The organism is Bacillus sp. PK6-16, from assembly GCF_056530295.1.
Genome location: NZ_CP096511.1, coordinates 830709 through 850101, shown reverse-complemented (window position 1 = coordinate 850101; position 19393 = coordinate 830709). Strand labels below are relative to the sequence as shown.

General features: G+C 36.0%; 22 protein-coding genes. 7 read left to right on the top strand and 15 right to left on the bottom strand.

Translation table 11 applies throughout. The annotated features are described in order from the left end of the window. Positions 1 to 208: 208 nt before the first annotated feature. Entirely contained in the window at positions 209 to 1000 is a 792-nt protein-coding gene (locus M1D66_RS04360; protein ID WP_002024902.1) for an SDR family oxidoreductase, read from the bottom strand. A gap of 147 nt (positions 1001 to 1147) precedes the next feature. On the opposite strand from M1D66_RS04360, the gene M1D66_RS04355 reads away from it, so the two are divergent. Beyond that, positions 1148 to 1606, top strand: coding sequence for a universal stress protein (locus M1D66_RS04355; RefSeq protein WP_001066673.1), 459 nt, complete (start codon positions 1148 to 1150; stop codon positions 1604 to 1606). Positions 1607 to 1647: 41 nt separating this feature from the next. On the opposite strand, the gene M1D66_RS04350 is transcribed toward M1D66_RS04355, so the two are convergent. Further along, positions 1648 to 2343: a hypothetical protein gene (locus tag M1D66_RS04350; protein WP_098771146.1), complete on the bottom strand. Its 696-nt coding sequence runs from the start codon at positions 2341 to 2343 to the stop codon at positions 1648 to 1650. A gap of 95 nt (positions 2344 to 2438) precedes the next feature. On the opposite strand from M1D66_RS04350, the gene M1D66_RS04345 reads away from it, so the two are divergent. Further along, positions 2439 to 2618, top strand: a complete 180-nt coding sequence (locus tag M1D66_RS04345) for a hypothetical protein (protein WP_000342760.1) — start codon at positions 2439 to 2441, stop codon at positions 2616 to 2618. 44 nt (positions 2619 to 2662) lie between these two features. Here the strand turns inward: M1D66_RS04345 and M1D66_RS04340 are convergent, their stop codons facing one another. The 3 genes from M1D66_RS04340 to M1D66_RS04330 all read right to left on the bottom strand — a co-directional run bounded on the left by M1D66_RS04340 (position 2663) and on the right by M1D66_RS04330 (position 5705). Then, complete coding sequence (locus M1D66_RS04340) at positions 2663 to 3016, bottom strand: DUF3139 domain-containing protein (RefSeq protein WP_242555016.1); 354 nt, start codon at positions 3014 to 3016, stop codon at positions 2663 to 2665. 98 nt (positions 3017 to 3114) lie between these two features. Continuing rightward, a complete protein-coding gene (gene argH / locus M1D66_RS04335) occupies positions 3115 to 4503 on the bottom strand; it encodes an argininosuccinate lyase (protein ID WP_242555015.1) in 1389 nt (462 codons plus the stop codon). Next, positions 4500 to 5705 (bottom strand): argininosuccinate synthase, encoded by a 1206-nt coding sequence (locus M1D66_RS04330; RefSeq protein ID WP_242555014.1) that lies wholly within the window; start codon positions 5703 to 5705, stop codon positions 4500 to 4502. The genes argH and M1D66_RS04330 overlap by 4 nt, the downstream gene beginning before the upstream one ends. A gap of 167 nt (positions 5706 to 5872) precedes the next feature. Here M1D66_RS04330 and M1D66_RS04325 point away from each other — a divergent pair, with 167 nt between their 5' ends. After that, a complete protein-coding gene (locus M1D66_RS04325; RefSeq protein ID WP_000417218.1) occupies positions 5873 to 6190 on the top strand; it encodes a hypothetical protein in 318 nt (105 codons plus the stop codon). A gap of 14 nt (positions 6191 to 6204) precedes the next feature. Here M1D66_RS04325 and M1D66_RS04320 read toward each other — a convergent pair whose 3' ends face one another. Further along, positions 6205 to 6414 carry a hypothetical protein gene (locus M1D66_RS04320; RefSeq protein WP_000910274.1) on the bottom strand — a complete coding sequence of 70 codons (210 nt, stop codon included), beginning with the start codon at positions 6412 to 6414 and terminating at the stop codon, positions 6205 to 6207. An 853-nt stretch (positions 6415 to 7267) separates the two neighbouring features. On the opposite strand from M1D66_RS04320, the gene M1D66_RS04315 reads away from it, so the two are divergent. Next, a complete protein-coding gene (locus M1D66_RS04315) occupies positions 7268 to 7921 on the top strand; it encodes a YitT family protein (RefSeq protein ID WP_063220474.1) in 654 nt (217 codons plus the stop codon). 31 nt (positions 7922 to 7952) lie between these two features. Here the strand turns inward: M1D66_RS04315 and M1D66_RS04310 are convergent, their stop codons facing one another. After that, the gene (locus M1D66_RS04310; RefSeq protein ID WP_001256850.1) at positions 7953 to 8786 is read right to left on the bottom strand and encodes an EcsC family protein; all 834 of its coding nucleotides are present in this window, start codon (positions 8784 to 8786) and stop codon (positions 7953 to 7955) included. Positions 8787 to 8923: 137 nt separating this feature from the next. Between M1D66_RS04310 and M1D66_RS04305 the strand changes: the two genes are divergently transcribed. Next, entirely contained in the window at positions 8924 to 9559 is a 636-nt protein-coding gene (locus tag M1D66_RS04305; RefSeq protein ID WP_001053734.1) for a DUF1796 family putative cysteine peptidase, read from the top strand. Positions 9560 to 9629: 70 nt separating this feature from the next. Beyond that, the gene (locus M1D66_RS04300; protein ID WP_000283500.1) at positions 9630 to 10064 is read left to right on the top strand and encodes an NUDIX hydrolase; all 435 of its coding nucleotides are present in this window, start codon (positions 9630 to 9632) and stop codon (positions 10062 to 10064) included. Positions 10065 to 10087: 23 nt separating this feature from the next. Here M1D66_RS04300 and ackA read toward each other — a convergent pair whose 3' ends face one another. From ackA to M1D66_RS04275, 5 genes are all read right to left on the bottom strand, one after another. After that, positions 10088 to 11281 (bottom strand): acetate kinase, encoded by a 1194-nt coding sequence (gene ackA / locus M1D66_RS04295; protein ID WP_000034575.1) that lies wholly within the window; start codon positions 11279 to 11281, stop codon positions 10088 to 10090. Positions 11282 to 11580: 299 nt separating this feature from the next. Then, positions 11581 to 12567 carry a class I SAM-dependent methyltransferase gene (locus M1D66_RS04290; RefSeq protein ID WP_000084367.1) on the bottom strand — a complete coding sequence of 329 codons (987 nt, stop codon included), beginning with the start codon at positions 12565 to 12567 and terminating at the stop codon, positions 11581 to 11583. Positions 12568 to 12765: 198 nt separating this feature from the next. Then, positions 12766 to 13266, bottom strand: coding sequence for a thiol peroxidase (tpx, locus tag M1D66_RS04285; RefSeq protein ID WP_000024525.1), 501 nt, complete (start codon positions 13264 to 13266; stop codon positions 12766 to 12768). 134 nt (positions 13267 to 13400) lie between these two features. Continuing rightward, positions 13401 to 13796 carry a GerW family sporulation protein gene (gene ytfJ, locus M1D66_RS04280; protein WP_000350003.1) on the bottom strand — a complete coding sequence of 132 codons (396 nt, stop codon included), beginning with the start codon at positions 13794 to 13796 and terminating at the stop codon, positions 13401 to 13403. A 12-nt stretch (positions 13797 to 13808) separates the two neighbouring features. Next, on the bottom strand, positions 13809 to 14447 hold the full coding sequence (locus tag M1D66_RS04275) for a DUF2953 domain-containing protein (protein ID WP_002164419.1): 639 nt from the start codon (positions 14445 to 14447) through the stop codon (positions 13809 to 13811). 205 nt (positions 14448 to 14652) lie between these two features. Here M1D66_RS04275 and M1D66_RS04270 point away from each other — a divergent pair, with 205 nt between their 5' ends. Beyond that, positions 14653 to 15456, top strand: coding sequence for an NAD kinase (locus tag M1D66_RS04270; RefSeq protein WP_000785177.1), 804 nt, complete (start codon positions 14653 to 14655; stop codon positions 15454 to 15456). A gap of 152 nt (positions 15457 to 15608) precedes the next feature. Here M1D66_RS04270 and M1D66_RS04265 read toward each other — a convergent pair whose 3' ends face one another. From M1D66_RS04265 to mbcS, 3 genes are all read right to left on the bottom strand, one after another. Beyond that, complete coding sequence (locus M1D66_RS04265; RefSeq protein ID WP_086386079.1) at positions 15609 to 17177, bottom strand: amidohydrolase; 1569 nt, start codon at positions 17175 to 17177, stop codon at positions 15609 to 15611. A gap of 71 nt (positions 17178 to 17248) precedes the next feature. Next, the gene (locus tag M1D66_RS04260; RefSeq protein WP_000600350.1) at positions 17249 to 17680 is read right to left on the bottom strand and encodes a VOC family protein; all 432 of its coding nucleotides are present in this window, start codon (positions 17678 to 17680) and stop codon (positions 17249 to 17251) included. 102 nt (positions 17681 to 17782) lie between these two features. After that, the gene (gene mbcS / locus M1D66_RS04255; protein ID WP_098582937.1) at positions 17783 to 19369 is read right to left on the bottom strand and encodes an acyl-CoA synthetase MbcS; all 1587 of its coding nucleotides are present in this window, start codon (positions 19367 to 19369) and stop codon (positions 17783 to 17785) included. Between the last annotated feature and the right edge of the window lie 24 nt (positions 19370 to 19393).

Genomic DNA, 19393 nt, shown 5'->3' with positions numbered 1-19393 from the left:
TTCCCCCTTGAGTTATGAAATGACCCCTGAATCATTTTTTAAAGCGCTTTCTACGCTCTTATATTTTAACATAATATCTCAATATTTGACAAAAAAATAACACGAGTTTTCCGATAGATTTAATTTTATATTAAAGGACAGTATTATCCGCACCTCTCAGCACAATGGATAAACTGTCCAATTATTCGAAACTTCATCTTATTTTATTCTATCGATGTCTATGAATAACATCCACTGCACCAGTCACTTCAATAATTGTACCGGTAATCATATCGGAATCGTCCTCACATAAAAACGAAATGGTTCTTGCAATATCTTCACCTGTTCCAGATCTACCAATCGGTGTGTTATGCTCTTTCAGCTGACGTGCTTCTTGAATAGTTGCCTCTTTCATATCGCCAATAATATCACCAGGACATACCATGTTCGCAGTGATACCATACTCCGCTTCTTCATAAGCAACTGTTTTCGTTAATGAAACAAGTCCTACTTTCGCTGCGGCAAAAGCTGAACGATAAATCCATCCCGGTGCACTATCCGCCCCTTGAAATCCGTAATTAATAATACGGCCAAAGTTCTGTTTTCTCATGACCGGAACGACAAGTTTTAATAAATGAAATACCGCTGTTAAATTTCCCTGAATCATTTCATTCCATTCATCTTCTTCATAATCAACTAACTTTTTTCGTTCAAATACATATGGACCAGCATTATTAATTAAAAAGTCAATTTTGCCAAAACGGCTCATCGCTTCTTCTACTATTTTATGTAAATCTTCCTTTTTCGTGACATCCGCTTGCACGAATTGTAGACGCTCTTCCACATCTTTATATGTTTCTTTCATCGTTTCCATAGCCGTGATATCGCTATGGTACGTTACTGTTACTGAATAGCCTTTAGCCAATAACTTTTCTGTTACTTGCTTTCCTAAACCTTTCGTACCGGCTGTAATGAGCGCATGTCTCACAAAACTGCCCCCTTTTAAATTGCTATACTTCATATGTAACAAGTTCTCGCTCTAATTACAACTAAAATGAATTGAAACAGAGTTTTCAAAATTCTGTAACGTTTCTGGCAAGCACGTTACCAAAATTTGTTTTATAATTAAGTTGTAAACAGTTATAAAACAGATTGGGAGGAATTTACTATGAATAATACATATACAAATATTTTAATCGCGGTGGATGGTTCTAAAGAAGCAGAAAAAGCCTTTAAAAAAGCAATTCAAGTCGCAAAGCGCAACAATGCAACATTAACAATCGCTCATATCGTTGATGTAAAAGCATACTCAGCCGTAGAAGCTTATAGCCGTGCAATTGCGGAACGTGCAAATCTATTTGCAGAAGACTTATTAGAAGACTACAAAAAAACTGCGCTTGAAGCTGGTCTTGAAAAAATTGAAACTGTATTAGAATTCGGTAATCCTAAATCAAAAATTTCAAAAGAAATCGCTCCAAACCATAAAGTAGATTTGATTATGTGTGGTGCGACTGGTTTAAATGCTGTTGAGCGTTTCCTAATTGGTAGCGTCTCTGAACATATTATTCGCTATGCGAAATGCGATGTCCTTGTTGTTCGTGGTGATGAAGAGCAAGGTGAGCTTTAATTTATAGATAAAACACCAAGTCCACATAGGCTTGGTGTTTTTCATTTTATAAACTTCACTATAAACACAAGACATGCTACGACAACAACGGTAATTGCCAACACATAAGGCGGAAGAAACTTCAAAGACCATAATGCCATCATAATCGTCGCAACCGTTAAGTACGTTCGCCTTGCACCTTCTGTCATTTTTTTACGAAATAAGAAAACATACAAATAACCAATTGGCGGCGTAATAAAGCAAAGAACGTATATGATTTTTGATTTTAAATACCACTTTTGTTCTCCAAGTTTCTTTATATCCCCTTCTATTCTCTTATGCTCTTGTTCTTTCGCTTCTTCTACAAGCGAATTTTCCTCTTCTCCTCGCTTTTCTTTCATATAAGGAAGAAAGTGCATAAAAAAATAGTATGCGAATACGAATGCTCCAAATCCAATATTTACTCTTTCTAATGGAATATGTTCACTAAAAAAAGCAGCAGTAAGCACTAAAGACAAACAGTATGTCATCATCCAAAAGGAACGTTTTCTCTTTTTCCGTTCCATTTCTTTTTTGCCTTGTATATCTTTTCTTTTCGAAAGCCATATAGAAATAAAGCAATCTACTACAAATAGAGCAAAAATAAATATCGCAACGTGTACTGTTTCTAAATCCTCAAATGAAAAGATATTTGGGAATGCAACATGTAATACAATGAATGTATACAAAATTAGCCCTATAAAATAAATACGTCTCATTTTCCATCCCTTTCTTATTTCCTAACATTACGTTAACATACATTTTTTAGAAATAGACGGACAAAATATATATGTGTAAAAAAGGAGGATGCTATATGGATGATTCTGAACGCATTATTTTAGATGTGAACGGCAAAGAAATTGAAATGCTAGATACGATTCGCACTCATTTTAAAGAGAAGCACGGCGTTGAACTAAGTAATGGTGCATTACTTCGTGATTTGATGGATATAGAGTATATTCGAATTACAGAAGATCGACATAAGTATGATTAAAAGAAAAACGACTGCAGGCGAATGCCATCAGTCGTTTTCTTTCTTTATTTAAGCTCTTGATGCTTCCCGCCCATACCACCTGGCTCATTACTATCTTGGTGTACAGTTAGTTTATTTGTTTTCGCATCTTTTAAAACTCTATATGTATATGATTCATTTGGTTCATCTTTAAACTGTACATTCATACCATACGAATCCATTTTGCTATAAAAGGCCGGTTTTATATATAAAATATCACTTTCTTTATATCCTTTATCTTGCAAATGCCACATCGTTGCGATAACCGCTTCTTCTCGCTTTTCTTTTTCACCAACATATATATATTTGTCCAAAAGAAACACTTTAGCATTTGCAATTAAGCTAATTAACAGTACAATGATCAACACTATTTTTTTCATAGACTTCCCCTAAATTGTTATTTTTTACTACATTTTAACTTAAATGCTAGTAAAAAATAAAGTACGCCAGACTTTAATAGACTGGCGTACTTCCCAACTCAACTCTTAATAACTTCTTTCGTTAACCCCTTCGCCTTCTCCAAAGCGTTTTTGATTTGTTCAAACCCAGTCCCGCCAGCACTGTTACGACGCTTTACAGCTGCATATGGTGACAGCACTTCATACAAATCTTCTTCAAATAAGGAGCTCATTTCTTTATATGTTTCAAGAGAGACATCTAATAAATAAATTCCTTTTTGTGTGCAATATAGCACTAACTTTCCAACAATTTCATGAGCTTGACGGAATGGTAGTCCTTTGTTCGCTAAATAGTCAGCAATTTCTGTTGCGTTGGAGAAATCTTGCGTCACAGCTTGCCCCATTTTTTCTTTGTTTACAGTCATCGTCTCTAGCATGCCTGCCATAATATGAAGGCATCCTTCTACTGTTTTTACTGTATCGAACATTCCTTCTTTATCTTCTTGCAAATCTTTATTGTAAGCGAGTGGTAATCCTTTCATTACTGTAAGTAAACTAAATAAATTACCGTATACTCTGCCTGTTTTACCACGGATTAGTTCCGCCATATCCGGATTTTTCTTTTGCGGCATAATGCTGCTTCCCGTTGCGTATTGATCGCTCATTTCAATAAATTGAAACTCTTGGCTACTCCATAAAATAAGTTCTTCACAAAAGCGCGATAAGTGCATCATAAGCATAGATGAGTTACTTAAAAACTCCAGGATAAAATCACGATCACTTACTGCATCTAAACTATTTTCATAGATTCCATTAAACCCAAGAAGCTCCGCACTATACTCTCGGTCGATCGGGAATGTCGTTCCAGCTAACGCTCCTGCTCCTAATGGGGAGATATTAATACGCTTTAACGAATCTTCATAACGATTTACATCACGCTCTAACATCCAAAAGTAAGCGAGAATATGATGAGCAAATGAAATCGGCTGAGCACGTTGCAAATGCGTATAGCCCGGCATAATGGTTTCAATATTATTTTCTGCTTGTTGAACAAGAACAGTTTGCAATTGTTTTATAGCTTTTATAATATGTTCTACCTTTTCTTTTAAATACAAATGCATATCTGTCGCTACTTGATCATTACGACTTCGGCCAGTGTGAAGTTTTCCTCCTACTTCGCCAATTTGTTCAATTAACATTTTTTCGATGTTTAAATGAATATCTTCTGCTTCTACTGAAAATTGTAGCTTATTCTCTTTTGCTTCTTTCAATAAATATTGAAGACCTATCTTTATTTTCTCTGCTTCTTCTTGCGTCACGATGCCCTGCTTTGCTAGCATCGTGACGTGCGCAATACTTCCTTTTATATCTTGATTTACTAATTGTTGATCGAAGGAGATGGATGCTCCGAACTCTTCAACCCATGCTTCCGCTTCTTCTGTAAAACGTCCGCCCCAAAGTTTGCTCACGCTTCCACCTTCTTTTGATTCACTTGGCTGTATACTTTCGTCGGTAAACCGAATAATGAAATGAATCCAACTGCTGCATCATGATTAAATTCATCTTGAGCAGTATATGTTGCTAATTTTTCATCGTATAAAGAGTATTCAGATTTACGTCCTTCTACAATCGCATGACCTTTAAATAATTTCACACGCACTGTACCTGTTACATTCTTTTGCGTTTCTTGTAAAAATGCATGAAGCGCTTGTTTTAAAGGTGAGAACCATAAACCGTTATAAATAAGTTCTGTTATTTTCTGTTCAATCACTGGTTTAAAATGCGCTACTTCTTTTACGTGTGTTAAATCTTCCAACTCTTTATGCGCAGTGATTAACGTCATTGCTGCTGGGCATTCGTATACTTCACGAGATTTAATACCGACAAGACGATTTTCTACGTGATCAATACGTCCAACGCCGTGTTTTCCAGCAAGCGCATTTAACGTTTTAATTAATTCTGCAAGTGAATATGCAGTGCCATTTAAAGTAGTCGGTACGCCTGCGTCAAATCCGATTTCTACAAACTCTGGTTTATTCGGTGTATCTTCTAATGCCAATGTCATCTCATATGCATCTTCTGGCGGCGCTGCCCATGGATCTTCTAAAATTCCACATTCGTTGCTGCGTCCCCATAAGTTTTGATCGATTGAAAACGGGCTATCTAAATTAATCGGAATTGGTACATCGTTTTCTTTTGCATATGCAATTTCTTCTTCACGTGACCATTTCCATTCACGTACAGGCGCAATCACTTCTAAGTAAGGATTTAATGCTTGGATAGAAACTTCAAAACGAACTTGGTCATTTCCTTTCCCTGTACATCCGTGTGCAACTGCAGTTGCGCCTTCTTGTTCTGCGATTTCTACTAATTTCTTCGCAATAAGCGGACGAGATAATGCAGAGACAAGAGGGTATTTCCCTTCGTATAATGTGTGTGCTTGCATCGCCATCAATGCATATTCATTCGCGAATTCTTCTTGAACATCAATCATATATGATTTAATTGCACCTACTGAAAGTGCCTTTTCTTTTACAAATGCTAAGTCTTTACCTTCCCCTAAGTCTAAACAAAGCGCGATAACATCATAATTCTTCTCTTGTAACCATTTAATTGCAACGGAAGTATCAAGACCTCCGGAATATGCTAATACAACTTTTTTCTTCTCCATTTTGCATCCCCCCTAAAGAATAAATATTCATTTTCTTTTATAATAATTCACACTTTACCACCTTTCACAAAATGTATCAAGAGTCATTTTCAAATTTTTTCAAACAATTTCGTCGAACTTCTTTCTGTTTTTATGTACAATATAAGCAGGAAAACGGGGGTGAACTTATGGAAAAGTATTTCTTATACGATGAACATCTAGGAATTGAAATTCCACATTTACAAGAAGACTGGGAAGAAATCCCCGAAAAAATGCAACATGCTATTTTACTAAAATGGGAACAAGTTCGCGGGAAAATTCCTGATCGTATAAAAGAACTTGAGCACTATATTAATACAAAACAACATTATTTAAATAACGAAGAAGACTTCGAAGTTTCTTGTAAACTAAATTCAGAAATTGCCGATCTTGCTTCCATCATTAATGACCTTTGGCTTTGGTATCGACTCACTCAAAATGTATCTGAGGGGAAAGCACACCAATGAAAAAAGCATGCCCCTCAATAACTTTGGGTCATGCTTTTTTTGTCATAACATGATTTACAATATATTTCTTGTGCTGTTTTCGCCAAACATACATCGAATGGACCAACTAATATACTTCTTTCTTTCGGCAACTTTACAAAAGCAACAAGCTCTTCTTCATATTGAATTTTTTTCTGACATGAAATGCATATTAATTCTTTTCTTTTGAACATGTCTTTTAGCATACCTTCACTCTCCCCTTCATCTATCTATATTAATATACTCTCATAATAGTTAAGACTTGTAAAAAAATGACACATTCTGAATCGAATGATTCATATACTATGTACAAAAGGAGGTTTAAAAATTATGCGTGCTTTCGTTATTATCACTTTAACTTTTTTAAGTGTAATTAGTTGGGATGCGTTTTTTAAAGATAAAAGTGATGAAAAGAACACAACGGAATAAAACCCTTTTTTCTTACTTATTGGACAAACCGTTATAAACTGTCCAATCCTCCGAAATAACTTAGGCTTTTCTACAAAAATATTTAAACATAACATTTTTTGTAGATTCCCTCCGTTTATTGTCGGTTTCCATCCGCATACATTTTTTAAAAGTATGATATAATAGTATAAATCTTGAAGGAAGGGATTTTGATATCATGATCGCTCGAAGGAGCATGTGGCATCGTATTGACGAATCATACACGTAGCGTATTTTTCAGCTCAGATACTTTAGTCTAGCGAAAAAAATACGAGAGTGGGGAAATTATGATTGCCCGAAGGATAATTTGGCAAAAAAAAGACTCTTCTTACACATAGCGTTTTGTTTAGGACTTAATTGTTACTAACTAAACAAAACAAAGAAGAGCAGGATTGCTAAATGACGAATCCTACTCCACGTTTTGTTTAGTCGTTTTAAGACTTAAACTAAAACGAAGGTAGGGAGAATTGATGGACGAGAGGATTATTCGTTATTTCTTCAGCGACATATAGCGTAGTTAGTTTTTTCGTAAACTAACTGAAAGCTACATGTGAGCTCGTAGTTAGTTTACAACACAAAAAGGACTACTAACTACGGAAAGAAGGAATAACGATGAGGAACATCCAAAGTCGGCAAATTATTAAAGAAATTTTTATGGTTTTAATCGGTTCATTTATTTTAGCAGCAGCGCTATATCACATTCACTTCCAAAACCACTTAACAGAAGGTGGATTTGTAGGAATTGCACTATTCATTCAAAACTTTTATGATATTTCACCATCTATTTCAACTGTATTAATGGATATCCCAATTATTTTACTGTGCGCTTCATTTTTAGGTAGAAAAATGGTTGGTTATTCATTCCTAGGTTCAATTTCATTCGGAGTATTTTATTCCTTTATGGAAAATTATTCTCCATTTACGGTAGATTTATCAAATAACTTATTTATAGCTGCAGTAGTTGGCGGTGCGTTAGCTGGTATTGGACTCGGTTTTATATTACGATTTGGCGGTGCAACCGGTGGAGACGATATTTTAACAATTGTATTAAGTAAACGAACTCGTTTTACAATTGGGCAAATTTTCTTCGTCTTTGACGCGATTGTTCTTGCGCTTTCATTATATTATTTAAATTGGACAGAAATTGCTTTTACTATTCTTTCGATTGCCGTACAGGCAAAAACATTGGATTTAATTTATTATCCAAAAACAGCAGAAAAGCAGCCAGTATCTGTTCCAATGTCCAAAAAACATGCAACAAATTAAAAAAGCGAAAGGCTTCGGCCTCTCGCTTTTTTTATGCTCTTTTTTCTTTCTCGACTATATGGCGCACTTGATAAAATCTATTTGCAAATTCAGTAACGTTTCTTGTTAAACGATAATTCACTGTAGATCCAATTGCCATTCCAATTACCGGTATACCTTGGAATAATTTACGACGAAGAGCATAAATCGAAAATGTCTTCAAAATTTGTTTTAACACAACCTCAGTAGAAGCTGTTTGTAGCACTGCTTCGTCTCCTTCGTAAAAGAACGAATCTTCTTGCTCCAGCTCTTGCAATAAATTGTACCATGCATATTGCTGAAGTCTTCCTGGTAGTAATGACGCATGAAACACCTTTAACGCAAGCATCATTTCATACGGCTTGTTCACATCATGTCCAAATGATGTTGCAATAAGTTGGACTGCCTTCACATTTAACGCGATCATAACCGGAAAATCCGCCGTTAATAATAATAAACCTCCAGCACCTGTTGCCCCACCTTGTACAAATGAATATAGACGATGACGTGCTGTTTGCTGCTCTGCTATGTATGTTAATTGATCAATAGATAATGCTTTCAAATCTTCAAGCTGTTCAATCGATTCATCAAATAACCTTGATGTTCCTAAAATCCGATTACGTGCATCTAACTGTGCTTGTGAACTTTGAATAAATGCATGCAAATGAAAGAGCCATCCATCTGCTTTCGTGAAGAATTCTTTTCGCTTTTTCTCAGGTAATTTCGCAACTGTAGCATGTAACCATTTATCAAACACTTTTTGAAAATCGGTCGCTTCTTGCTCAACTAATTGCGCTTCCCATTCTTTTATATTGTCTAAAATGGCTTGTTCTCGCTTCGATCGCATCGTAACAACCACCTCGTTCGATTTTTTTCTATTGTAACATATTTCTGCTTATTCTTTGCAAATATGCTTGTCTATCTTTATTCACATACCATTTTTGAATGGCATAAAATATTAACAAAAAGGATGAGATAAATCACATGAATCTATCCGATATAAAAAAAGAATATAATGCGGTATTCAGCTTAGGACAAAACTGCTGGCCCGCTTGGGCATTATATCAATTAGAATTATCACCATTTTTTGGCGTTATTGATTTTATGCTAAGTCCCTCATTAGAAAAAGTGAATGTATTATTACAAAATCGATTTGACCGCTTTTTAAATTTCGAAAATTTATCCTTCATCTCATTTTGGGATGATGATGCAAAATTAAGATTAAGGGACAACCTTTATGAAATTGACTCCTGTCATGACTTTAAAACAGATGTAAATACACCAACTTCTTGGCCTTCTTATACAGAAATTAAGTTAAACTATGAACATCGTATTAATCGTTTTCTAGCTACAATTGAAACGGCAGAATCCATATTATTTATTCGAACTGGAGGAACATATGAAGAAGCATGTTCCCTAGAACAAAGTTTATCTCAAATCGTTACACATACATTCTCTGTCCTGTTACTAATTCCTGCCGATATACCAACTATCACCCAAGAAGATTGGGGATTACAACGTATTTGCGTTATGAAATGTCCTATTATGGATGTATACCAATACAATGAAGCATTTTGGAAAGACTTATTTGATGGAATTACAATTAGACCGCACACTTAAATACACGATACTTTTATCACACCATACATTATAATCGTCCTTATACAAAACAAATAAGGAGTGATTCTATATGTATCCACGTGCAAAAGCTTTCGGTCTTGCTGTACATCAAGATCGCCTTCTCGTACAAGAATATTATACAGAAGGCGAAATATATTATCGTCCTCTTGGCGGTTCAATTGAACTTGGTGAAAAATCAGCACATACTGTTATTCGGGAGTTTAAAGAAGAGCTTCATACGGAGATAGAAATCACCAATTATTTAGGGTGTTTAGAAAATGTCTTTCATCTCGATGGAGACATTGGTCATGAAATCATTCAACTATATTCTTTGCGTTTATTAGACACGTCACTATATGAAATGAAAATATTAAATATACAAGATGAAGAAACAGTAGCGTATGCGAAATGGATTCCTATTACGGCATTCATTCAGAAAGAAAAAATATTATATCCAGATGGAGTTTTAAAATACATCCAAAAGAAAAAAGACGAAATCCTATAGGATCTCGTCTTTCTTTTCATATATTAACCAATATCTCCAAGACGTAGTACGTCACGAGCAATCATAACTTCTTCGTCAGTTGGAATTACGATAATTTTTACTGGAGAGTGTGGGAAGCTGATGAATGCTTCTTCACCGAATACGTTATTACGTTTTGCATCGAAGTATACGCCCATGTACTCAAGGCCTTCTAATACACGCTCACGAATAATCGCACTGTTTTCACCTACACCAGCTGTGAAGATGATTGCGTCTACACCTTTCATACGAGCAGTGTAAGAACCGATGTATTTGTGGATACGGCTTACGAATACATCAAGTGCTACTTTCGCACGGTGGTCGCCTTCTTCTTCTTTCGCAATGATGTCACGTAGGTCACTAGAGTAACCAGTAAGACCTAACATACCACTCTTCTTGTTTAATACGTTAACTACTTCTTCTACTGTTTGGCCTGTTTTTTCCATGATGTATGGAATTAACGCAGGGTCAAGGTTACCAGAACGTGTACCCATTGTTACACCAGCAAGTGGAGTGAAGCCCATAGAAGTATCGATAGATTTACCGCCTTCTACTGCTGCGATACTTGCACCGTTACCTAAGTGACAAGAAAGTAAGCTTAAGCTTTCAATTGGACGACCTAATAATTCAGCCGCACGCTCAGTTACATATTTATGAGAAGTTCCGTGGAAACCGTATTTACGGATGCCGAATTTTTCATAGTACTCATATGGTAAGCTGTATAGGAATGCAGATTCCGGCATTGTTTGGTGGAATGCTGTATCGAATACTGCTACTGCTGGTACGTTTGGTAATACTTCTTGGAATGCTTTAATACCAACAACGTTTGCTGGGTTATGAAGTGGTGCTAAATCGCTTAATTCTTCGATATCAGCTAATACTTCATCAGTAATTAAAACAGAGTCAGCAAATTTTTCGCCGCCGTGAACAACACGGTGACCGATACCGCCAATCTCATCTAGAGATTTAACGATTCCGTTTTCAGTTAATTTTTTAAGAAGCATATTAACTGCTACTGCGTGATCTGGAATGTTTGTAATTTCTTTTTGTTTTTCGCCATCTACAGTAATAGTGAAGATACTATCTTCTAAACCGATACGTTCTACTAAACCTTTTGTTAATACTGTTTCACTTGGCATTTCAAATAATTGGAATTTTAAGGAAGAGCTTCCTGCGTTAATCGCGATGATTTTTGACATCTAGTCTTTCGCCCCTTTTTCTCTTGGTAGTTGTGTGGATGTTTCCACAAACCGCTCGATTTTATCTGATCAAATTCACCAAATATGAAAACGTTTCATCATTAGCAAATTTTATACTCACGATTTTAATTTAAACATCGTACGACATATATTTCAAGTGAAAAAATTGTAACACCAAGAAAAAATATATATTACAGATTTCAAAAAAATTCAGTTAAATCTTGTATATATTTAAAAATATGACATATTATATAAAACTGTACTACACGAATCACTAATGCTGTTACATATACCTAGCTTTATTTATGTGTTGCAAACCAAGTATTTAATTGATCCATAATGTCTTCCATCGCCTTCATGTTAGAGAATTTAGGCAACTCCACTAATAACGCCTGTTTTGGCATTGTTACATTAGCGCCTTTCTTTTGGAGAACAAATATACTTTTTGCATTTTTCTCGTTTTTAAACATGGAAACAGGAAGCTGTAATAACCCTTGAATAAAGCATGTTTCTTTAATAAATGCATGTAATTTTGGTGCCTGGTCACTTTCAAAAATGAAGTTTGGTACTAAGAAGAATAAGTAACCGCCCTCTTTCGTATGTTTCACACTTTGTTCAATAAATAAGTGATGGGCATACGACATTCCTTCATCTGCTTTTAATTTATATTCACTTGCACCGATTTCGTTTGGATAATAACCAACCGGTAAGTCTGAAACGACTGCATCAACTGGATCGATATAAAGTGGTGCTAGTCCATCTTGATGGAAGAATTCGATTGCATGCTTTTGTAAATTTGCATTTACTAAAGCAAGTTTAATTAGCACTTCATCCACTTCTACACCAAATCCACTCATTGTTAGTCCTTCTTTGGCGCTATTAAACACTGTAGTCATTAAGTTACCTGTTCCAATTGCAGGATCTAAAACTGTAATTTCATTTTGACCTTGCATAAATTTATGGAATAAGTAACTCATGAACATCCCAACTGCATCAGGTGTCATTTCGTGATTCGCTTGTACGCCTTCTTTCATTCCTTTTAAGATGGCTAACTGAAATGCTTTACGAATTTCTTCACCTTTATATGTTTCTTCATTAAACGTACTATATTCACGATTCAGCCTTTCAATTGCTGATTCGGATAATTCCTCTTGTAAAATCGCTCCCTCAAACAAGTTATCACCTGTTTCTACAAGCGCCTCTAAATATGTTACATCTAATTCTTTACGTAAAACTACCGCAGAAGAATCAAAAATAGAAAATAATGTTTCTACTGTCTGACTCACGTACATTCCTCCTTCTCTCTTTTACACATAACTTATATCATACCACAAAGTGATTTTTTCCAAAAAGAAAAAGCGACCTCCTGTAAAGAGCTCCCCTTTAGTTATATATGATATAACGTTTTTTCTCATATATCGATGCTGTTACAGAGCAATATATGAGAAAAAACGACCTCTTTATAAGAGGTCATTCTCTTCACATTACTTCGCAGATTTAGCTGCTTCTAATGCTGCTTCATAGTTTGGATGGCTTGTACCTTCGCTTACGTATTCTGCGTAAACTACTTTGTCATTGCTATCTACTACGAATACTGCACGAGCAAGTAAACGAAGCTCTTTCATTACTAAGCCGTAAGCTTCACCGAATGAAAGGTCGCGGTGGTCAGAAAGTGTTACAACATTTTCTAAACCGTTTGCTGCACACCAGCGTTTTTGAGCGAATGGTAAATCAGCGCTAATTGTTAATACTTTCGCGTTTTCAATACCTGCTGCATCTTGGTTAAAACGACGAGTTTGTGCATCACACACACCTGTGTCGATTGAAGGTACAACACTAATTAATTTCACTTCACCTTTGTATGTTTCTAAACTTACTGGAGATAAGTCGTTTGCTAATACTTGGAAGTTTGGCGCTTGATCGCCAACTTTAACTTCTGTTCCAACTAAAGTCATTGGATTACCTTTAAAAGTTACGTTTGCCACTTGAAAATCCTCCCTTATTTAAACAAAATATGTACAATGTAAATGATAGTTTGTCCCTATCGATAATGCAAATAAAATCGCTTTATTTACAAAAAAATTAAAGAAGCTAACCTATTGATTAGCTTCTTTATTCGTTAAATTTGAAATTCAGGATCATCTTCTTTTCGTTTATCCATCATTTCTTTCACTTTATCAACAGCTTGTGGCGCTAATTCAATTATTTTATCGATGACGTGTGTTTGTTTATCTAAGTGCAATACTTTCACACCATCTCCATTTATAACAAGAAAGGCAACAGGATTAATAGAAACTCCTCCACCACTTCCCCCGCCAAATGGATGACGGCCTGAATGTTCTACTTTACCAAATTCACTTCCACCAGCAGCAAATCCGAAACTTACTTTCGAAACTGTAAGAATTACGCTTCCATCTGCCGCTTTAATTGGGTCACCAACAATTGTATTTACATCAGTCATTTGTTTTAAATGCTGCATTGCTGTTGTCATTAAACCTTGAATTGGATGGTCCATTCTATATCCCCCCTATGCTTGAACAGATTTTTCTGTCATACCAGATCTTTGTCTTCTCATAAATACGAGTAATTTGACGCCAGTTTTTATAGCGCGGAATATACGAAAAGATGCTGTTAACTCGCATCTTGATGCAAATCCTTTCCCTTGAAAAACTGGGGTAATTTCAAATTCTGGTACGTCGACAATATGCATATATTGTCCGACAACTCCAGCAGCCATACCTTTTGTCCCCCATGCATATCCAGTGACAATTCCAGTACTAGCTGCATCGCCTGCTCCAATTTGTGTATGCCATTTCCAACCATTGATTTTCACTCGTTTGAGAAAATCTTTAACAATAGTATGAACTTCTTGAAGCTTTTTTATCAGTTCACCAATGCTGTCAAGTTGCGCCATAATTTTATTATCGAGTCCGCCGTCCTCTTCAGCTTTTTCGATTTTCTGTCCTGTCTTTTTCTGCTGTTTTTCAATTCTTTCCAACACATCAAATGTATATCGAATCATCCATATTTTCACTTGAAGCAAACATTGCTTTTCCATTTCTGAATATAAAAATGTCACCTTAAGCTTTATTTTCGACAATAGTATAAACAAAATAAATAGAAGAAGAATTATTATTCCAATTACGAGCCACTTCATACGTATCATCCTTTCACTCCGTACCCATTATCGACAAGTTTATTCATCGTTAAACAGAGTTTTATAAGATTGAATATAAAAATTTTTCTAAAAATAAAAAGGTATTTTGACAATTTATATCGAAATATATTATTTGAACATATCATCAGGGAACGGACTCTAATGATATGTAGCACGAAAAACAGAAAATTTAACTGCAGTGGAGGGATACATAATGGCAGATCGTCGCAATTTATTTTTCTTTTATGGTGATGACAAAGCAACGCTCGTTGAAAAAATGAAACCAATCTATCGTATTTTAGAAGAGAATGGATTTACCATATTAGATCATCCAAAAAATGCAAACGCTATCGTCAGTGTTGGAGATGATGCAACCTTCTTACAAGCCGTTCGTAAAACTGGTTTTAGAGAAGATTGCTTATACGCAGGGATTTCTACGAAAGATGAAATTTCGTTCTACTGCGATTTCCATATTGATCACGTTGATACAGCCCTTCAAGAAATTACAAAAAATGAAATTGAAGTGCGAAAATATCCAACAATTCAGGTAGATGTAGATGGCAGTACATCTTTCCATTGTTTAAATGAGTTCTCATTACGTTCTAGCATTATTAAAACATTCGTTGTAGATGTTCACGTTGATGATTTATATTTCGAAACATTTAGAGGTGACGGTTTAGTAGTTTCTACCCCAACAGGAAGTACTGCTTACAATAAATCATTGCATGGTGCAGTTGTTGACCCGCTTATCCCATGTTTCCAAGTAAGCGAACTAGCATCTTTAAACAACAACACTTACCGTACGCTCGGTTCACCTTTCATTTTAAATCACGAACGTACATTAACTTTAAAACTAAGACCAGACGGCAACGATTATCCTGTTATCGGCATGGATAACGAAGCGCTTAGCATTAAACAAGTGGAAAAAGCTGTTGTACGCTTAAGCGATAAACAAATTAAAACAGTTAAATTAAAAAACAATTCTTTCTGGGAAAAAGTACAGAGAACGTTTTTATAGGATTAAAATAACCGCAGAATTATGGAATTCCATAATTCTGCGGTTATTTATTTACCCCGATTGACGCGAACAATACTCTCTTACTATCCGGCCGTTATTCTTGTCAGTTTTTGTCGGTAATTCGATATATTCCGAAAACCGCTCATATATTTTTACGCATCTTTTCTATAGACAACTTGGCCATCTATTACGGTCATTTCTGCTTGTACTTCTTTTATTTCTTCTGCCTCAATTTCAAAAATATTGCGGTCTAATATTGTAAAGTCTGCTTCATATCCTTTTGTAATTTGCCCTCGCTTCGCTTCTTTTCCAATTGCATAGGCACTTCCTGTTGTAAATAAAGAAACAGCCTCATATACCGTTAATCTTTCCTCAGGCATATAGCATATACCGTCAATAAAACTTCTACGTGTAACAGCGCTATATATGCCTAAAAACGGATTCACTTGTTCAATGGGAGCATCTGAGCCACCGTTGCAGTGTAATCCTGCTTCCAGTAACGTCTTCCAAGCGTACGCATAACGAAGACGGTGCTCGCCTAGTTTTTCAATGACTGACGGAAAATCTGATGAAAGAAAGACTGGCTGTATATCGATAATGGCTTGCAAGTTTTTCATTCTTTCTATCAACTCTTCACGAGCAAGCTGACAATGAATAATGCGGTCACGTAACCCTTCTGCTGGTGGATATAATTCGAGTGCATCAATGACATATTCAAGCGATAAGTCACCGATAGTATGAATCGCAACTGGCATATGTAAATCTCGTGCTTTCTTTACTAATTCCGCAAGTTCTTCACGTGAGAAAATCGCAACTCCATTTGTTTCCTTCGCATCTTCATACGGTTCACTTAATAATGCTGTTCTTCCGCCAAAAGAACCGTCAGAGAAAATTTTCATTGCTCCAAATTCAATATAATGTTCATTTTCATATTCTTTTCGTTCATTTGCTACTTCATGGTGAACGAGCAAATGGGCTTTAAATGGCATTTCTTGTATGACATGAGAAAACGCATTGTGCGTTTTTCTAAAACCACCGTAATAATTTAAATCTTCCGTATGCCCTCCAACTAGTCCGTATTGCCAGCAATCTTTAATCGCTGTTTGCAAAGCGCTTTGTAAATAAGCTTCATCAATTTCAGGCTGCACATGTTTAATTAACTCTTGTCCTTGTTCATATAAAAGCCCTGTTAACATATTTGATGAATCACGGCCAATTTTTCCGCCTTTTGGATCTTCTGCCTTTTCTGTTATATTCGCTTCTTGCAGTATGTATGCATTCACCCATGTAACGTGACGACAAACTCGCTTTAATAAAATGGGATGTTCTTTCGAAATTTCATCTAAATCACGCGCATGAACATCTTTCGTATCTGTAAAGTTATTTTCATTCCATCCTTCTCCAATAATCCAAGAGCCCTTTGGAGCTTCTTCCACTCGCTTCTGAACAAGAGTAAGCACTTCACCATAAGATGTGCAATTTGATAAATCTAAACGAAGCAATCTCTCCCCATGCCCAATAAGATGCATGTGGCTATCAACGAGACCTGGAATCATTGTTTTGCCTTTTAAATCGTGCAATGTAACCGCGGCATATTGGTTTTCTAACTCTTCTTTACTTCCAACATCAACGATCGTACCGTTTTCAACGTAAACAGCGCCCACTTTTTCATTTTCTTCTCTCATTGTGTAAATGGTGCCGCCATACCAAATTTCTCCCATATATCCCATCTCCTTTATTTTTTATTGTATAAAAAAAAGCACCATTTCAAAACATGGTGCTTTTCTAAAAATTACTTTTGTTCAGTAGTAGACGTTGTAACTTGCCATTCAATATTAAATTTATCTTTTACTTGTCCGTATGCTGGGCTCCAGAATGTTTCTTGAAGTGGCATGATAACTTCTCCACCTTCTTGTAACTTATCGAATACTTCTTTTGCTTTTTCTGCATTACTAATTTGAATTGCGATTGTTACTTGAGATCCGATTGCATGCCCTTGACCTGGGAATGTATCAGAAATCATAAGATCCGTATTACCAACTTTTAAAGTAGCGTGTAAAACGCGCTCTTTCGCTTCAGCTGGAATCGGGTATTCTGGATTTTCAGGCATGTCACCAAAAGTTTGCATAACTTCTACTTTTGCATCTAAAGCCTCTTTATAAAACTGTACAGCTTCTTGCCCACTACCATCTAAAACTAAGTACGGATTAATACCTAAAATCATACGGACACCTCTTTTTTAAGTTTATAAAATCGAACTTGTGTTCGTTTTTATATTATCATTGTTTTGCATTTCATTCAACTATTTACTTCACTGTTTTCAAAATTATTTTGACGGAATCTCCATCTCTTGTTTTCTAAGTTCAATACGGCGAATTTTTCCAGAAATCGTTTTTGGTAGTTCATCTACAAATTCAATTTTGCGAGGGTATTTATATGGTGCAGTGAGTTCTTTGACGTGTTGTTGGAGTGTTGGAATTAATGTTTCTTCGTTCTTTTCTATATTCTCTCTTAATACGATAAATGCCTTCACGACACTTCCACGAATTTCATCAGGACTTGCGACAACTGCACATTCTCTTACGTACGGATGTTTTACAAGAGCATCCTCTACTTCAAACGGCCCGATTGTATAACCAGAACTAATAATGATATCATCACCGCGCCCTTCAAACCAGAAGTAGCCGTCTCCATCTTTCTTCGCTTTATCCCCTGTAATATAATAATCACCGCGAAATTGCATCGCTGTACGTTCATCGTCTTTGTAATATTGTTTAAAGAGGGCTGGCGTTTCAATGTGAACTGCAATATCACCAACTTCGCCTACTTTAACTGGAGTACCTTCCTCATTTACGATATCGACGTGGTTACCTGGCGTTGGTTTCCCCATTGATCCTGGTCTAATATCCATCCCTTTCATTACACCAACAAGTAATGTATTTTCCGTTTGCCCATAGCCGTCTCTTACTGTAATATGAAAGTGCTTTTGGAATGTTTCAATAACTTCTCTATTTAACGGTTCTCCTGCGGATACAGCGCTATGTAATGCCTCTAAATTGTACTGACTTAAATCTTCTACCTTTGCCATTAATCTATACTCAGTCGGTGTACAACAAAGCACATTCACCTTATTATCGTCTAATAAATTCAGGTACGTTTTCGGTTCAAACTTACCGTGATATACAAACCCTGTTGCCCCTGATCCTAAAGTTGCTAAAAACGGGCTCCAAATCCACTTTTGCCAGCCTGGACTAGCTGTTGCCCATACAATATCATTCTCTTCAATTCCGAGCCAATTTGGAGCGCTCGTACGTAAATGAGCGTATGCCCACGCATGTGTATGAACGACACCTTTTGGATTTCCTGTCGTTCCTGACGTGTAAGATAAAAAGACCATATCTTCTTTATCTGTCTTCGCCATTTCTAACATGTCACTCTCTGTTTCTAACGCTGTTTTTAAATTAACCCATCCATCTACTGACTGCTCGCTCAGGACAAATTTTCGAAGAGATTCCATCGCTTCTATATCATCAAACTGCCTAATATACGGCTCATAGCTTACTATCGCTTTTACTTCTCCATGTCCAATTCGATATTCTATATCTTTTTTACGTAACATTTCCGAGCTTGGAATTACGACAAATCCTGCTTTAATAGCAGCAATATACGTCATGTACGCTTCAATTAAACGCGGCATCATAATGAGAAGCTTGTCCCCTTTTTGCAAACCACTTTTTATAAAAGCGTTTCCAATTTTATTCGCACCTTGCATTAATTCAGCGTATGTAACTTCCCTTCGATTCCCTTTATCATCTTGCCAAATTAAAGCTAACTTCCCTTTATCACCTGTATATTTCTCTATTTCAGAAACTAAATTATAAGACGGTGGCGCCAACAATTCTTCTCGCTTCATAAAATATCCTCCCTTTTCTTTATG

Excerpts from the sequence above, each read along its gene's own strand:
- M1D66_RS04360 (WP_002024902.1), bottom strand. The coding sequence starts at position 1,000 with ATGAAGTATAGCAATTTAAAAGGGGGCAGTTTTGTGAGACATGCGCTC.
- M1D66_RS04355 (WP_001066673.1), top strand. The coding sequence starts at position 1,148 with ATGAATAATACATATACAAATATTTTAATCGCGGTGGATGGTTCTAAA.
- M1D66_RS04350 (WP_098771146.1), bottom strand. The coding sequence starts at position 2,343 with ATGAGACGTATTTATTTTATAGGGCTAATTTTGTATACATTCATTGTA.
- M1D66_RS04345 (WP_000342760.1), top strand. The coding sequence starts at position 2,439 with ATGGATGATTCTGAACGCATTATTTTAGATGTGAACGGCAAAGAAATT.
- M1D66_RS04340 (WP_242555016.1), bottom strand. The coding sequence starts at position 3,016 with ATGAAAAAAATAGTGTTGATCATTGTACTGTTAATTAGCTTAATTGCA.
- M1D66_RS04330 (WP_242555014.1), bottom strand. The coding sequence starts at position 5,705 with ATGGAGAAGAAAAAAGTTGTATTAGCATATTCCGGAGGTCTTGATACT.
- M1D66_RS04325 (WP_000417218.1), top strand. The coding sequence starts at position 5,873 with ATGGAAAAGTATTTCTTATACGATGAACATCTAGGAATTGAAATTCCA.
- M1D66_RS04320 (WP_000910274.1), bottom strand. The coding sequence starts at position 6,414 with ATGCTAAAAGACATGTTCAAAAGAAAAGAATTAATATGCATTTCATGT.
- M1D66_RS04315 (WP_063220474.1), top strand. The coding sequence starts at position 7,268 with ATGAGGAACATCCAAAGTCGGCAAATTATTAAAGAAATTTTTATGGTT.
- M1D66_RS04310 (WP_001256850.1), bottom strand. The coding sequence starts at position 8,786 with ATGCGATCGAAGCGAGAACAAGCCATTTTAGACAATATAAAAGAATGG.
- M1D66_RS04305 (WP_001053734.1), top strand. The coding sequence starts at position 8,924 with ATGAATCTATCCGATATAAAAAAAGAATATAATGCGGTATTCAGCTTA.
- M1D66_RS04300 (WP_000283500.1), top strand. The coding sequence starts at position 9,630 with ATGTATCCACGTGCAAAAGCTTTCGGTCTTGCTGTACATCAAGATCGC.
- ackA (WP_000034575.1), bottom strand. The coding sequence starts at position 11,281 with ATGTCAAAAATCATCGCGATTAACGCAGGAAGCTCTTCCTTAAAATTC.
- ytfJ (WP_000350003.1), bottom strand. The coding sequence starts at position 13,796 with ATGGACCATCCAATTCAAGGTTTAATGACAACAGCAATGCAGCATTTA.
- M1D66_RS04275 (WP_002164419.1), bottom strand. The coding sequence starts at position 14,447 with ATGATACGTATGAAGTGGCTCGTAATTGGAATAATAATTCTTCTTCTA.
- M1D66_RS04270 (WP_000785177.1), top strand. The coding sequence starts at position 14,653 with ATGGCAGATCGTCGCAATTTATTTTTCTTTTATGGTGATGACAAAGCA.
- M1D66_RS04265 (WP_086386079.1), bottom strand. The coding sequence starts at position 17,177 with ATGGGAGAAATTTGGTATGGCGGCACCATTTACACAATGAGAGAAGAA.
- M1D66_RS04260 (WP_000600350.1), bottom strand. The coding sequence starts at position 17,680 with ATGATTTTAGGTATTAATCCGTACTTAGTTTTAGATGGTAGTGGGCAA.
- mbcS (WP_098582937.1), bottom strand. The coding sequence starts at position 19,369 with ATGAAGCGAGAAGAATTGTTGGCGCCACCGTCTTATAATTTAGTTTCT.